This window comes from Micromonospora sp. RL09-050-HVF-A (genome assembly GCF_019374995.1).
Classification (GTDB): Bacteria; Actinomycetota; Actinomycetes; order Mycobacteriales; family Micromonosporaceae; genus Micromonospora; species Micromonospora antibiotica.
This window is the reverse complement of the sequence record NZ_JAGKQP010000002.1, coordinates 3839651-3853743: the sequence shown is the minus strand read 5'-3', so window position 1 is coordinate 3853743 and position 14093 is coordinate 3839651. Positions and strand designations below refer to the sequence as shown.

At 72.5% G+C, this 14093-nt stretch carries 13 protein-coding genes and 1 pseudogene; 8 read left to right on the top strand and 6 right to left on the bottom strand.

The window, feature by feature from the left end:
• The first annotated feature begins 170 nt into the window (after positions 1 to 170).
• The 3 genes from mshA (at position 171) to J7462_RS16775 (ending at position 3078) form a co-directional block, all read left to right on the top strand.
• Positions 171 to 1535: a D-inositol-3-phosphate glycosyltransferase gene (gene mshA, locus J7462_RS16785; protein WP_219464879.1), complete on the top strand. Its 1365-nt coding sequence runs from the start codon at positions 171 to 173 to the stop codon at positions 1533 to 1535.
• Positions 1536 to 1628: 93 nt separating this feature from the next.
• The gene (locus J7462_RS16780) at positions 1629 to 2144 is read left to right on the top strand and encodes a YbjN domain-containing protein (protein WP_208567910.1); all 516 of its coding nucleotides are present in this window, start codon (positions 1629 to 1631) and stop codon (positions 2142 to 2144) included.
• Positions 2145 to 2220: 76 nt separating this feature from the next.
• Entirely contained in the window at positions 2221 to 3078 is an 858-nt protein-coding gene (locus J7462_RS16775) for a hypothetical protein (RefSeq protein WP_219464878.1), read from the top strand.
• An 806-nt stretch (positions 3079 to 3884) separates the two neighbouring features.
• Here the strand turns inward: J7462_RS16775 and J7462_RS16770 are convergent.
• A complete protein-coding gene (locus J7462_RS16770; protein WP_219464877.1) occupies positions 3885 to 5225 on the bottom strand; it encodes an MFS transporter in 1341 nt (446 codons plus the stop codon).
• A gap of 151 nt (positions 5226 to 5376) precedes the next feature.
• On the opposite strand from J7462_RS16770, the gene J7462_RS16765 reads away from it, so the two are divergent.
• On the top strand, positions 5377 to 6144 hold the full coding sequence (locus J7462_RS16765) for a phosphoglyceromutase (RefSeq protein ID WP_208567913.1): 768 nt from the start codon (positions 5377 to 5379) through the stop codon (positions 6142 to 6144).
• Between the two features lie 70 nt (positions 6145 to 6214).
• On the opposite strand, the gene phoU is transcribed toward J7462_RS16765, so the two are convergent.
• Positions 6215 to 6868 carry a phosphate signaling complex protein PhoU gene (gene phoU, locus J7462_RS16760; RefSeq protein WP_219464876.1) on the bottom strand — a complete coding sequence of 218 codons (654 nt, stop codon included), beginning with the start codon at positions 6866 to 6868 and terminating at the stop codon, positions 6215 to 6217.
• A gap of 211 nt (positions 6869 to 7079) precedes the next feature.
• On the opposite strand from phoU, the gene J7462_RS16755 reads away from it, so the two are divergent.
• Together J7462_RS16755 and J7462_RS16750 are read left to right on the top strand one after the other, a co-directional pair.
• A complete protein-coding gene (locus J7462_RS16755; protein WP_219464874.1) occupies positions 7080 to 8363 on the top strand; it encodes a cell wall metabolism sensor histidine kinase WalK in 1284 nt (427 codons plus the stop codon).
• A 21-nt stretch (positions 8364 to 8384) separates the two neighbouring features.
• Positions 8385 to 9068, top strand: coding sequence for a response regulator transcription factor (locus tag J7462_RS16750; RefSeq protein ID WP_091242387.1), 684 nt, complete (start codon positions 8385 to 8387; stop codon positions 9066 to 9068).
• Between the two features lie 18 nt (positions 9069 to 9086).
• Here J7462_RS16750 and J7462_RS16745 read toward each other — a convergent pair whose 3' ends face one another.
• The gene (locus J7462_RS16745; RefSeq protein ID WP_219464872.1) at positions 9087 to 9899 is read right to left on the bottom strand and encodes a hypothetical protein; all 813 of its coding nucleotides are present in this window, start codon (positions 9897 to 9899) and stop codon (positions 9087 to 9089) included.
• A gap of 73 nt (positions 9900 to 9972) precedes the next feature.
• Between J7462_RS16745 and J7462_RS16740 the strand changes: the two are divergent.
• Together J7462_RS16740 and J7462_RS16735 are read left to right on the top strand one after the other, a co-directional pair.
• Positions 9973 to 10916: pseudogene (locus J7462_RS16740) on the top strand (Ppx/GppA phosphatase family protein).
• Between the two features lie 76 nt (positions 10917 to 10992).
• Positions 10993 to 11799, top strand: a complete 807-nt coding sequence (locus J7462_RS16735; protein ID WP_219464871.1) for a sugar phosphate isomerase/epimerase — start codon at positions 10993 to 10995, stop codon at positions 11797 to 11799.
• A gap of 172 nt (positions 11800 to 11971) precedes the next feature.
• Here J7462_RS16735 and J7462_RS16730 read toward each other — a convergent pair whose 3' ends face one another.
• From J7462_RS16730 to J7462_RS16720, 3 genes are read right to left on the bottom strand one after another with little or no spacing between them, the layout of a single operon-like run.
• The gene (locus tag J7462_RS16730) at positions 11972 to 12520 is read right to left on the bottom strand and encodes a CGNR zinc finger domain-containing protein (RefSeq protein ID WP_208568315.1); all 549 of its coding nucleotides are present in this window, start codon (positions 12518 to 12520) and stop codon (positions 11972 to 11974) included.
• A gap of 19 nt (positions 12521 to 12539) precedes the next feature.
• Positions 12540 to 13706, bottom strand: coding sequence for a glutathionylspermidine synthase family protein (locus J7462_RS16725; protein ID WP_219464870.1), 1167 nt, complete (start codon positions 13704 to 13706; stop codon positions 12540 to 12542).
• A gap of 2 nt (positions 13707 to 13708) precedes the next feature.
• Positions 13709 to 13990: a hypothetical protein gene (locus J7462_RS16720; RefSeq protein WP_255597755.1), complete on the bottom strand. Its 282-nt coding sequence runs from the start codon at positions 13988 to 13990 to the stop codon at positions 13709 to 13711.
• Positions 13991 to 14093: the final 103 nt, after the last annotated feature.

Genomic DNA, 14093 nt, shown 5'->3' with positions numbered 1-14093 from the left:
ACCCTGGCAGCGGGGCTGGCCGCCCCGGGTCCCGTGATGAGGTCCGTCACGCCCGCGACCCGGGGCGAGGTATTTCCGAAGCCCGATGGGGAAGATTGCATCCGGCGTGAAGGTTGACCGAGGAGCGCCGGTCGTGCGGGACGGCATCAACCGTGACAGAGGGAGCGGACGTGGCGGATCAGCACATCGGTGTCGGTCGTCAGCGAGGTGCCCTGCCGTGGCCCCGGCCCCGTCGCATCGCCACCCTGTCGGTGCACACCTCGCCGCTGCACCAACCGGGCACCGGCGACGCGGGCGGCATGAACGTCTACATCCTGGAGGTCGCCAGGCGGCTCGCCGAGGCGAACGTCGAGGTGGAGATCTTCACCCGGGCCACCTCGGGTGACCTGCCACCGGTGGTGGAGATGGCCCCCGGCGTGCACGTCCGGCACGTCACCTCCGGCCCGCTGGAGGGGCTGACCAAGGAGGAGCTGCCCGGTCAGCTGTGTGCCTTCACCGCCGGGGTGCTGCGTGCCGAGGCGGCCCGCCCACCGGGGCACTACGACCTGATCCACTCGCACTACTGGCTGTCCGGGCAGGTCGGCTGGCTGGCCAAGGAGCGCTGGGGGGTGCCGTTGGTGCACACCGCGCACACCCTGGCCAAGGTGAAGAACGCCCAGCTCGCGGCCGGTGACCGGCCGGAGCCGAAGGCCCGGGTGATCGGTGAGGAGCAGGTCGTCGCCGAGGCCGACCGGCTGGTGGCGAACACCCGGGTGGAGGCGTCCGACCTGATCGACCGCTACGCCGCCGACCCGGCCCGGGTCGCGGTCGTCGAACCGGGGGTGGACCTGGACCGGTTCCGTCCCGCCGTCGGGGACCGGGCCGCCGCGACCCGCGCCGCCCGCCGCCAGCTGGGCCTGCCCACCGAGGGGTACGTCGTCGCGTTCGTCGGCCGGATCCAGCCACTGAAGGCCCCCGACGTGCTGGTCCGTGCGGTCGCGGCGTTACGCGAGCGCGATCCGGCCCTCGCCGAGCAGGTGACCGTGGTGATCTGTGGTGGCCCGAGCGGCAGCGGCCTGGACCGGCCCACCTCGCTGATCGAGCTGGCCGCTTCGTTGGGGGTCGCCGACCGGGTCCGGTTCCTGCCGCCGCGCACCGGGGACGACCTGCCCGCCCTCTACCGGGCCGCCGACCTGGTGGCGGTGCCCTCGCACAACGAGTCCTTCGGGCTGGTGGCCCTGGAGGCGCAGGCCTGCGGCACCCCGGTCGTGGCCGCCGCCGTGGGTGGCCTGGTGACCGCTGTGCGGGACGAGGTCAGCGGCGTGCTCGTGCACGGCCACGACCCGACCGACTGGGCCCGTACGCTGGCCCGGCTGCTGCCCGACCGGGTGGGCCGGGAGGCGTTGGGTCGGGGGGCGGCCCGGCACGCCCGCAGCTTCTCCTGGGAACGCACCGTGTCCGGGCTGCTCGCCGTGTACGGCGAGGCGGTCACCGGTCACCGGGCACGGTTGGCGGCCCGGCTGGCCGAGGGGCCGGCCCTGACCGGATCCTGGTGACCGGGCCGGATCCGTGGCGCGGTCACCGGACCGGGGGTGCGGTGACCGGGCGCTGTCCGGTGGGTTCGTCACCCCGGCCGTAGAGTGGGTCCGATGAGCGCGAAGAGCGAGCTGGCGGCCCTGATCGAGGCGGTCTGCACCGAGCGGGAGCTGGAGTGGGAGGCCACCGGCGAGGGGTCGTACGCGGTCACCCTGCCCGGCACCCACAAGCTCAAGACGATCTGCAACCTGATCGTCGGCGAGCACGCGCTGCGGGTCGAGGCGTTCGTGATGCGCCAGCCCGACGAGCGGCGCGAGGAGCTGTGGGCGTGGCTGTTGCAACGCAACGCCCGGATGTACGGCGTCGCGTTCTCGATCGACGCGGTCGGGGACGTCTACCTCACCGGCCGGGTCAACCCGTCCGGCGTCGACGCCGACGAGCTGGACCGGTTGTTCGGTGCGGTGCTCAGTTATGCCGACGAGTCCTTCGACACCATGCTGGAGATCGGCTTCGGCAGTTCGATCCGCCGGGAGTGGGAGTGGCGGGTCAAGCGGGGCGAGTCGACCGCTAACCTCGCCGCCTTCGCCCACCTCTTCACCCCGTCCTCGGGAGGTTCGGACCGGTCCTGACGGGTATGCCGCACCGCTGCGGTGCGGCAGTGTGGGACCCGCCGCAGGCCGAGGACGGACTGTCGAGGAGCGTGTCATGGCTCAGCGGAACAGCTCAGGTCGCGGCGCGTCGGCGACCAGGACCACGCGTCAGGCCGGCAACCAGACCCCGAACACGCCGGGCATCTCCGAGTCGGAGATCTCCCGGATGAGGGTCGACGACATCCGGGGTCAGTTGCGCCGCAGGGGAGTCTCCGGGATCTCCGCGTTGCGCAAGCCGGACCTGGTGAAGACGCTCGCGCGGACGTTGCGCGCGGAGGGTCGGGCCGGCGGTGCCGCCCGACGCAGCACCGGCCCGTCCGGCCGGGCGCCGGCCAGGAAGAGCGCCGGGGCGACCGGTGCCGGTAAGGGCACCTCCACCCGACGGGGGACCTCGGCACGGGCGAAGACGCCGGCGGCGTCCAGGGCGAAGACGTCAGCCCCGTCCCGGGCGAAGGCGACGGCGGTGTCCCGGTCGGGACGAGCCGCCCTGTCGCGGCCGGGAGCGAAGGCGGCACCGGCAAGGGCCGCCACCCGCGCTGCGGGCGTGCGTACCGGGCGGGCCACCTCGCGGTCGGTACGGTCCTCGCAGCTCATCACCTCCCCGGCGGACCGGCCGGAACGCCCGGGGCGCAGCCTGGTCACCACCAACCACCAGGTGATCCGGAACTGGGCCGCGGCACGCGGGGCCAGGCCGGCCACCATCGTCGGCACCGAGCGGGCGGGCCGGCCGGGGGTCCTCACGTTCGACCTTCCGGGTTACCGGCAGAGCCGGCAGGTGCGGGTGGTCAGTTGGGACGACTGGTTCCGGACGTTCGACAGCCGCAGGCTGAACCTGATCTTCCAGGAGCAGCTGCGGGACGGCCGGCAGAGCAACTTCTTCCGCACCGAATCACCCGATCGGGAAGACGGGTGAGGGGTTTGCGGGAATCGCTGCCGGGTAGCCGCGTGTTGGCAGTCACGAGACCCGGAAACGGCGTCAGCGCAGCTGGGACGGCCGGTGCTGTGACCGGCGGAACAGTGCTCGCGGGTTGAATCCGGAATCTGGGCGAACTAACTTTATTGCACCGCGTCACGCTCGGAAACGTTCGGGGGAGCGGCGGATCGATCAGATCCGTGCACCGGGCGAGGCGCGCATCGGGTGGAGCACACCGTTGGGGGACGGTGCCACCCGGGAACCGGCGGCGCGAGCGGGCGACGCTTACGGGGGTGAGGGTCGCCCGCCGCCGCCGGGCAGGCGGTACGAGCGCCCACCGCGACTTCCGGTCGCGGTGGGCGCTCTGCCGTTGCCGGTTCCTTCGTGGGCGGGCGGTGCCAGGCCCGGGTGGGCGGGTAGCGCCACGTCGTGGTGTCCGCCGGACCCGTGTGGGCGGGCGGTGCCAGGTCCGGCGCGGGTAGCGAGCAGATGACCTGCCCCACGAGATCGCTGGGCCTGTGTTGCCGGGCCGTCGACCGGGTGCGGGTAGCCCCGGGTGCGTCCTTTCGAGCTGATGCCGTTGACGATTCAGGGGCGGTGGCACCTCACCCACGTGGTCCGCCTGCCCGATGCGGGTACACACCTCCCGGTGAGGTGAGTCGTTTGCGTCATCAGCTCCAAAGGACGCTGATGGGGTATGCCTACGCTCTCGCGACTGCCCGGTGCGGTCCCGGGCGGGTCCGGGTCGTCCACCCGGGTGAGCCGCCGTGTTCGGGCCGGCTCGGGTGGGCGCGCTGGTGTCGTACTCAGGCGGGGGTGCGGGCGCCGACCGGCTCGGCGGGTGCGGTCGCGGCGGCCTCGGCCGACTGCGGGGGAGGCGGTTGGACGGCGGTGACCGGCACGACCGGGGCCCCGGGGTGGCGCAGGCGGGCCGCCCGACGTTCCCGGGCCGGCCCGGAGAGCAGGTGGGCCAGCGCGGTCGCCATGCCGATCGCGGCGCAGCCCAGCCAGAGCGCGCCGTTGCCGGCGTGTTCCCGGACCACCCCGCCGAGCACCGGGGCGACCGCCCCGGCAACCTGCCAGGACAGCGAGAAGACACCCTGGTAGCGGCCCCGCAGCTCGGCCGGGGAGAGTTCGGCGATCAGGGTGGCGTTGGACGGGGAGTTGAGCATCTCGCCGAGCGTCCAGATCAGCACGGTGAGCCCGAAGAACCAGGCGGCGTCGGCGAACGCGGTCAGCCCGAAGCCGACGCCCATCACCACCGAGGCGAGGGCGAGCACGTGCGAGCGGCTCCGGCCCCGGATCAGCCGGGGGACGAAGAGTTGGCCCGCCACGATCAGCACCCCGTTGAGCGCGATCACCGAGCCGTAGGTGGCGGGGGAGAGCCCGGCGTCGCCCATCGCGATCGGCAGCATCGAGATGTGCTGGAGGAAGACCAGCGCGCCGAACAGGTTGAGCACGACGAACCCCAGGAACACCCGGTCGGCGGCGATGGTGCGCAGCGCACCCACCCGGGGCGGGCCGCTCGTCGCACCCTTGACGGCGCTGGTCGTCGGGGCGCGGCGGGTCTCGCCGACCTTGACGAAGATGATCAGCGCGGTCGCCAGGGTGGTGGCCGCGTCGACCACGAACAGCAGCAGGTAGCCGGCCTCGGCGGCAAGGCCGGCGAGCACTGCGGCGCAGGCGAAGCCCAGGTTGATCGCCCAGTAGTTGAGCGAGAACGCGCGCAACCGGTCCCGCTCCGGCACCACGTCGATCATCATGGCCCCGAACGCCGGCCGGGCGGCCTCGGCGAACGTGCCGAGCAGCAGCGCACCCACCGCCACCGCCCAGAGGGGCCGGGCGAAGCCGAGCGACAGCATCATGGTGGCCGCGCCCAGGTGGGCGGTGAGCAGGGTCGGCCGCCGCCCCCACCGGTCGACCAGGGTGCCGCCCACGGTGGTGCCGACCGCGCCGCCGACCCCCCACAGGCCGATCACCAGGCCGGCCTGGGCGGCGGAGAAGTGGCGGGCCTGGGTCAGGTAGATGGCGAGGAAGACCAGCACGAACGAACCGAGCCGGTTGATCAGGGTGCCGGTCCAGAGGTACCAGAAGGTCCTCGGTAGCCCGCCTGTGGTGTCCCGGAACCAACCCCGTACCGTCCGCACGCCCGCGCCCCCGCTCAGGTAATGACTGTTGCCCTCGTAGCGCCTTACAACCTAGTTCCGGGGTCTGACACCGGTCACCCGGTTTTCCACGTGGTGGTCGTCACCACCACTGCCCGCGTGTCCCCGCGCCGCGTGCGGCAGGATGATCGGCATGACTGCGAGCGAGGGACCCACCGTCGGGACGCTGGTCCTGCTGCGGCACGGCGAGAGCGACTGGAACGCGAAGAACCTCTTCACCGGCTGGGTGGACGTCGACCTGACGGCCAAGGGCGAGTCGGAGGCCCGCCGTGGCGGCGAGCTGCTGCGGGAGCACGACCTGCTGCCGGACGTGGTGCACACCAGCGTGATGCGCCGGGCGATCCGCACCGCCGAGCTGGCGCTGAACGCCGCCGACCGGCACTGGATCGCGGTGCGCCGGTCGTGGCGGCTCAACGAGCGGCACTACGGCGCCCTGCAGGGCAAGAACAAGAAGCAGACCCTGGACGAGTACGGCGAGGAGCAGTTCATGCTCTGGCGTCGCTCGTACGACACGCCGCCGCCGCCGATCGCCGACGACGACGAGTTCTCCCAGGTGGGCGACCCGCGGTACGCGTTGCTGCCGACCGAGCTGATGCCGCGCACCGAGTGCCTCAAGGACGTGGTGGAGCGGATGCTCCCCTACTGGTACGACTCGATCGTGCCGGACATCCTCGCCGGCCGCACCGTCCTGGTGGCGGCGCACGGCAACTCGCTGCGCGCCCTGGTCAAGCACCTCGACCAGATCTCCGACGAGGCGATCGCCAAGCTGAACATCCCCACCGGCATCCCGCTGCGCTACGACCTCGACCCGCAGCTGCGCCCCATCACCCTGGGCGGGGCCTACCTCGACCCGACGGCCGCCAAGGAGGCCGCCGCCGCGGTCGCCAACCAGGGCCGCTGACCCGCAGTGAAGTGCTCCCCGCCCGGCGGAGGTCGCCGGGCGGGGAGCACTTCCCGTCGCGCGGTGCGGGTCAGCTCGTGGCGGGGACGGTCTCCCCGGTGATCAGGTAGACCACCCGCTCGCCGGCGTTCACCGCGTGGTCGGCGAACCGCTCGTAGAACCGGCCGAGCAGGGTGGCGTCGATCGCCGTCTCCACCCCGTACGGCCACCCGTCGCCGAGCAGCATGCCGAACAGGCTCTTGTGCAGGTCGTCCATGACGTCGTCGTCGCGGTCCAACTCGGCGGCGATGTCGGCGTCGGGGTTGGCCAGCACCTTGCCGATCTTCTCGGCCATCCGGTCGGCGACCGACGCCATGTCGGTGAAGACCGGTCGCAGCTCGGCCGGCACCGCCGGGGACGGGTGCCGGCGCAGGGCGGTCTTCGCCACGTGGTCGGCCAGGTCGCCCATCCGCTCCAGGTCGGCCGCGACGTGCAGGGCGGTGATCATCGCGCGCAGGTCGGAGGCGACCGGCGCCTGCCGGGCGAGCAGGTCGCAGACCCGCTCCTCGACGTGTTGGTAGAGGTCGTCGATCTCGGCGTCCCGCGCGATCACGGTCTCGGACGCCTCGCGGTCGGCGGTGAGCAGCCCGCGGGTGGCCTGGCGCATCGCGGCGCGCACCCCCTCCGCCATGTCCACCAGCAGTTGGCTGACAATCTGCAGGTCGGCCCGGAACTCGTCGCGCATCGTCACTTCCTGGGGTCGGTGCCGCCGGCAGCCCCGAGGACCGTCGGCGTACGGGTTGAGCAGGTGCGGGACCCACCGTAGGCGGGGGCGACGGACCGCAGATGAACCCGGGTGAACGACGCGGGGCCCGGGAGTGAATTTCTCCCAAAGCGAGTGTGGTTCGTCCTGTTATGGGCGATAGCCAGGTTAACAATGACCCTACGATCGCCGGGTGGAGTGGGCGGTGGCGATCGTGGTGGCCCTGGGGACCGGACTGGTCGCCGGGCTGCTGCTGTCGCGAACCGTCCACGACTGGCGACGCCGTGCGGCGTCGTCCGGGAGCGAGGGCTCCCGCTGGAACCTGGGGAGGCGTGCGATTCCCGACGACCAGTCCGGCGGGCTGACCGGGCTCGGCCGCAAGACCATCGACTCACTCCGCGCCGGTGTCGTGGTGCTCGGCCCGGACGACGTGCCGGTGCTGGTGAACCCGGCCGCCCGGGCGATGGGACTGCTCCGTACCGGCGCCACCCCCGGCACCATCGCGGCCCATCCGCTGATCCGTACCCTCGCCGGGCAGGTCCGGCGGACCGGGGTGCGGCGCGAGATCGAGCTGGACCTGCCCCGGGGTCGCGACAACGCCGGGGAGAACCCGCTCGGCGTGCACCTGCGGGCGATGGGCATCGGCGGCGGGTACATCGCCGTCGAAGCCGCCGACGTCACCGAGTCGCACCGGCTGGCCCGGGTGCGGCGGGACTTCGTGGCCAACGTCAGCCACGAGCTGAAGACCCCGATCGGGGCGCTGCAACTGCTCGCCGAAGCCCTCGTCGACGCCACCGAACCGGCCGACGGCGCACCCGACCTCTCCGAGGACATGCTTGCCGCCCGCCGGTTCGCCGAACGCATCCAACACGAGTCGACCCGGCTCGGCCGGCTGGTGCAGGAGCTGCTGGAACTGACCCGGCTCCAGGGCGCCGAGCCGCAACCCGCGCCGGAACCCGTCGCGGTCGACTGGGTGATCGCCGAAGTGCTCGACCGGACCCGCACCTCGGCCGCCGCCCGCCGGGTCCAGGTGATCACCGAAGGACAGCGGGGGCTGACCGCGTACGGCAGTGACAGCCAGCTCGCCACCGCCGTGTCCAACCTGGTGGAGAACGCGATCACCTACTCCGGCGAGGACACCACCGTGCGGGTCACCACCCGGGCGGACGACGACCACGTCACGGTCTCCGTCACCGACCAGGGCATCGGCATCGCCCCCACCGACGTCGACCGGATCTTCGAACGGTTCTACCGGGCCGATCAGGCCCGGTCCCGCGCCACCGGTGGCACCGGCCTCGGCCTGGCCATCGTCAAACACATCGCCAGCAACCATGGCGGCCGGGTGGAGGTGGCGAGCACCCTGGGAGGGGGCTCGACGTTCACCCTCCGGCTACCCGCCGGCCCGCCGGACGCCCTGGAGACGATACTGCCGTCCGCTGGGATCGAGCCCGGCCCGGCCGAACTGCGCCGGTCCTGACCGTAGGAAGGAAACACCCCGTTGAGCCGCGTACTGGTGGTCGAGGACGAGGAGTCGTTCTCCGACGCCTTGTCGTACATGCTCCGCAAGGAGGGTTTCGAGGTCTCCGTCGCCGCGACGGGCACCTCCGCCCTCACCGAGTTCGACCGGACCGGCGCGGACATCGTGCTGCTCGACCTGATGCTTCCGGAGATGTCCGGGACGGAGGTCTGCCGGCAGCTGCGACAGCGCTCGCACGTGCCGATCATCATGGTGACCGCCCGGGACAGCGAGATCGACAAGGTGGTCGGGCTGGAAATCGGCGCCGACGACTACGTCACCAAGCCGTACTCGCCCCGGGAGCTGGTGGCCCGGATCCGGGCGGTGCTGCGCCGGCAGAGCCCCGAGGTGACCGAGTCGGGTGCGCCGACGCTGGCCGCCGGCCCGGTCCGGATGGACATCGAGCGGCACGTGGTGACCGTCGACGGGACGACCGTGCAGCTCCCGCTCAAGGAGTTCGAGCTGCTGGAGCTGCTGCTGCGCAACGCCGGCCGGGTGCTCACCCGGGGGCAGCTCATCGACCGGGTCTGGGGTGCCGACTACGTCGGTGACACCAAGACCCTGGACGTGCACGTCAAGCGGCTGCGATCCAAGATCGAACCGGAGCCGTCCGCGCCCCGGTTCATCGTCACCGTGCGCGGGCTGGGCTACAAGTTCGAGCCGTAGGCCGGCGGTGCACGGCGTTCACCCCTGCGGGCTGGCCGGGTGCGGGGCGATCTGACCCTGGCCCAGCCGGGCCGCGCACAGCTCGGCCAGCCTCGCGTACGCGGGTGCGCCGATCAGCGCGGTCAGCTCCGGGCCGTACGACAGGTACATCGGCTCGGTGCCGACGTGCGCGTCGGTCGACGAGGTGCACCACCAGTCCAGGTCGTGCCCGCCGGAACCCCAGCCCCGCCTGTCGAACTCGGCGAGCGTCGACACCAGCACCTTGGTGTCGTCGGGCCGCTTGGTCCACTCCTGGTCCCGGCGGATCGGCAACTGCCAGCACACGTCCGGCTTGTATTCCAGCGGGTGCACGCCGTCGCGCAACGCCTGGCCGTGCAGGGCGCACCCGCCTCCGCCGGGGAAGTCGGCGTCGTTGAGGAACACGCACGGGGCGTCCTCACCCCGGGTGGCGGTACGCCGGGCCGGATTCTTGCCGTCGATGGTGTCGGTCGCGGTCCAGTTCTTCGTACCCTTGCGGAAGTGCTGCCAGGTCTGCGGGGTGAGCCGCTTGACGGCCGCGCGGACCCGCTTCTCGTCGTCGGTGTCGGTGAAGAACGCGCCGTGCGAGCAGCAGCCGTCAGCGGCCCGGCCGGCGACGATGCCGTGGCAGCCCTGGCCGAACACGCACGTCCAGCGGGACAGCAGCCAGGTGAGGTCGGCGCGGACCAGGTGCCGCTCGTCGGCCGGGTCGACGAACTCGATCCACTCCCGGGGAAAGTCCAGCCCGACCTCCCGGCTGCGGGGGTCGCCGGGGTCGTCCACCAGCACGTGCAGCTCCACCTGGCTCGTCACCCGGACCAGCGTACGCGCGCCCGGTGCGGCCGGCCGGCGTGCCACCGAAACCCGGTGGCCCTAGGGTCTTCCCATGCGGCTGGGTGTGCTCGACGTCGGTTCCAACACGGTTCATCTGCTGGTGGTCGACGCCCACCACGGCGCGCACCCGTGGGCGGCGCACTCCGAGAAGGTGGTGCTGCGGCTGGCCGAGCAGATCGGCCCGGACGGCGCGCTCACCCGGGCCGGCGCCGACGGGCTGGTCGAGGCGGTCGGCGCGGCGCGCGCGTCGGCCACCGCGCTGGCCGCCGACGACCTGCTGGCCTTCGCGACCAGCGCGGTGCGGGAGGCCACCAACGCGGCCGAGGTGCTGACCCGGGTGCGGGAGGAGACCGGCGTACGGCTGGAGGTGCTCTCCGGTGCGGACGAGGCGCGGGCGACGTTCCTCGCGGTGCGACGGTGGTTCGGCTGGTCGGCGGGGCGGTTGCTGGCGATGGACATCGGCGGCGGCTCGTTGGAGTTGGCGGCCGGCATCGACGAGGACCCGGAGGTGGCGGTGTCGCTGCCGTTGGGGCCGGCCGGTTGAGCCGGGACCGGCTGCACGTCGACCCGTCGGGGCTGACCCCACCGACCGCCGAGGCCGTGGAGGAGTTACGGGAGTACGTCGACGCGCAGCTCGACCCGGTGGTGGAGAAACTGGCCGGGGTGGGCTGGGAACGGCCGGTCGCCACCTCGAAGACCTTCCGGACGCTGGCCCGGTTGGCCGGGGCGGCCCCCTCCTCGGCAGGGCTGTGGGCGCGGCGCAGCCTCACCCGGACGGGGCTGCGGCAGGTGTTGGGGTTCGTCCGGCACATCCCACCGGGCAAGCTCTCCGAGCTGGAGGGGGTCAGCGCCGGGCGGGCCCACCAACTGCTGGCCGGGGCGGTGGTGGCCGAGGCGGTGCTGCGCCGGTTCGATGTGCCGGCGGTGGACATCTGCCCGTGGGCGCTGCGTGAGGGCGTCATCCTCAGACGGTTGGATCAGCTGGCACCGATGTGACGTACGCCGGTGGTTGCGCGGCTTTTGCGGTTGCTCGTCCGGAACTGTGGTGGCGGGCCGGGCTACCCTCGGGGATGTGACTTCCCGCGTCCCGGTGCTCCTGTCCAGTTCCTCGGTCTTTCCTGAGCGGACCGCGGCGGCGTTCCAGCTCGCCGCGGCACTCGGCTACGACGGGGTCGAGGTGATGGTCTGGACCGACGCCGTCAGCCAGGATGCCGGCGCGCTGCGTGGCCTCGCCAAGCACTACGGCGTCCCGGTGCTGTCGGTGCACGCCCCCTGCCTGCTGGTCACCCAGCGGGTGTGGAGCCCCGACCCGTGGGAGCGGCTGCGGCGGGCCGCCGAGCTGGCCGACACGCTGGAGGCCCCGACGGTGGTGGTGCACCCGCCGTTCACCTGGCAACGCGACTACGCCCGGACCTTCGCCGACGGGCTGGGCACCATCGCCGCCCGGTTCACCGGGCTGCACCTGGCGGTGGAGAACATGTACCCGGTGCGGATGGCCGGTCGGCAGTTCGTCCCGTACGCGCCCGGTTGGGACCCGACCGACGTCGGCTATCCCGCGTACACCCTCGATCTGTCGCACTGCGCCGCGTCGCACAGCGACCCGCTGGCGATGGCCGACCGGATGGGTACCGGCCTGGCCCACGTCCACCTAGGCGACGGCACCGGGGAGGGCCGCGACGAGCACCTGGTCCCCGGCCGGGGCACCCAACCCTGCGCCGAGCTGCTCCGCTCCCTGGCCGGCCGCGGCTTCACCGGCTCGGTCGCGGTGGAGGTCACCACCCGGGGCGCCAAGAGCCGCGCCGTCCGCGAAGCCGACCTCCGCGACTCCCTCACCTTCGCCCGCGCCCACCTGACCGCCCCCACCCCCCTAAACGCCTAACCCACCCCCTCCCCTCCCTCCCACCCCCACTTCGCCCCGGTGATCAAGAGGTTTGCGTCATGTCCGAGCCCGAATCTGACGCAAAGCTCTTGGTCAACTGACGCAAAGCTCTTGATCACCGGGGCGGGGCGGGGCGAGCGGGGCGGAAGGGGGGAGAGGGCGGGGGGAGGGGTCAGGGGACCGGGGTGAGGGTGGGTTGCTCGGCGGCGCGTTTGCGGGCGCGGTGGGCGGCGACGTGGGAGCGGGTGGCACAGCGCTCCGAGCAGAACCGGCGGCAGCAGTTGGACGAGGTGTCCAGGTAGACGTTGCGGCAGCGCTCGTCGGCGCAGACCCCGAACCGGGCGCTGCCGTACTCGCAGAGCCACACCGACAGGCCCCACGCCGCGCCGGCCAGGTATTCGGCGCTGACCGACGCGCCCCGGCTGGTCACGTGCATGTGCCAGTCGCTGGAGTCGTGACCCGAGATGCGCGGCTGCACCGGGAACGCCTCCAGCATGGCGTTCAGTTCGGCCACCGCCTGGGCGTCGCGCCCCGAGGTGCCGTACTCGAAGACGTCGCGCAACCGCTTCTGCGCCCGCCGGAAGATTGCCAGGTCCCGGTCGGCGACCTCGTCGCGCATCCACGCGTTGTCGTCCGGAAAGAGGGCCCGCAGGTCGTCGAGGTCGTCCAGGTGGGCGTTGACTAGGTCAACCCCGGTCCTGGCGTACGCGTCGAAGTTCACCCGACCAACGGTAGACGACTCATGCGGCACGCGGCGCGTCGATGTAGTGCGGCAGGAAGCGCGCGTAACCGTCGGTGATCAGACTTTCGCTCTCCCGGATGCCGACGCCTGCGGACCCGCCGTCGACGATCCAGCTGCCCAGCACCATCCGACCCCCGTCGAACTGCGGCAACGCCCGGAACTCCTGATAGCAGAAGCCCTCGTCACCATAGATCCCCGGATTGCTGATCTCCGTGTCGCCGGTGACGATGCGTACCGAGCCGCCCTCCCGGCCGAGCAGTGGCTTCGCCACGTACTCCGGCATTCCGCGCGGTGAGTCCAGGTAGGCCGGGAGCAGCAGCTCGTGCCCCGGGTACAGCTCCCAGAGCACCGCCAGCAGCGCCTTGTTCGACAGCAGCAGCTTCCAGGCCGGTTCGATCCAGGTGGTCGGGGTGCCCGGCTCCAACGCCGGACGGCCGTACGGCTCGGCCAGCATCCACTCCCACGGGTAGAGCTTGAAGCAGGTGGTGACCGGCCGGTCGGCGGCGTCGACGAAGCGCCGGCCGTCCCAGCCGACGTGCTGGATCGGCAGCAGCGTCACGTCGAGCCCGGCCTGCCGGGCCGTCTCGGCCAGGTAACCGGCGGTGATCTGGTCCTCGCCGGACTCCTCCTCGTTGGACCAGCACACGTGCACCCGCCGGTCGTGCAGCCCCGCTCCGATCTTGGCCCACGCCCCGACCAGCCGCTCGTGCAGGCTGTTCCACTGGTCGGCGTCGGGGCGGGTGTCCTCCAGCCAGTACCACTGCACGATGCTCGCCTCGACCAGGGCGGTCGGGGTGTCGGCGTTGTACTCCAGCAACTTCGGCGGCCACGAGCCGTCGTAGGCCAGGTCGAACCGGCCGTACAGGGTGGGTGGGCGTTCGTGCAGCGACCGGGCCACCGCCTGTGCCGCCCAGTCGGGGATGCCGAACTCGGCGTACCGGTTGCGGGCCACCACGTGCTCGGCGGCGGCCACCGACATCCGGTGCAACTCCTCGGTCGCCTCCTCCAGCCGGAGCACCTCGTCGAGGTCGAAGACGTACGCGGCGGACTCGTCCCAGTACGACATGATCTCGCCGTCGGGCAGTTCGGTGTCGACGTACACCAGGCCCTGGGTGCGGATCACCGCGTCGAACTCCGGGCGGGGGGTGACCCGCTCCCGGCGCACCGTCAGCCGCCGCAGGAGGCGAGATGGGTGCCGAAGCCGCCGCGCTCCGGCAGCGCGCCGGCCACCGGGTCGGGTGCGGCGGCCCGGGGGGCGATGCCGACGGTCGGCACCTGCATGGCGAGTGCCACGGTGTCCCCGCCGCCGACCGGCCCGAGGGCGCAGTCGTCATCGTCGTCGTCGGAGGTGAGGTTGCAGCCGGAGAGGGCGAGTGCCAGCGCGGTGAGCGCGCCGATCTGCACGGAGGCCGACCGCAGCCGGCGGCGGGGGTGTCGTTCCACGCTCATGGTTGTAACTGATCCACGCCACCGGCGCGTCCCCTGACCGGCCCGTACCGTGGCCGGAACCGGTGCGCCCCGCCGCCGGGCGCGGTCCGCCCCGCCGCCGGGC

Bases quoted from the DNA above. Each gene is read 5' to 3' on its own strand.
- J7462_RS16775 (WP_219464878.1), top strand. From the start codon at position 2,221: ATGGCTCAGCGGAACAGCTCAGGTCGCGGCGCGTCGGCGACCAGGACC.
- J7462_RS16720 (WP_255597755.1), bottom strand. From the start codon at position 13,990: ATGAGCGTGGAACGACACCCCCGCCGCCGGCTGCGGTCGGCCTCCGTG.
- J7462_RS16780 (WP_208567910.1), top strand. From the start codon at position 1,629: ATGAGCGCGAAGAGCGAGCTGGCGGCCCTGATCGAGGCGGTCTGCACC.
- J7462_RS16765 (WP_208567913.1), top strand. From the start codon at position 5,377: ATGACTGCGAGCGAGGGACCCACCGTCGGGACGCTGGTCCTGCTGCGG.
- phoU (WP_219464876.1), bottom strand. From the start codon at position 6,868: ATGCGCGACGAGTTCCGGGCCGACCTGCAGATTGTCAGCCAACTGCTG.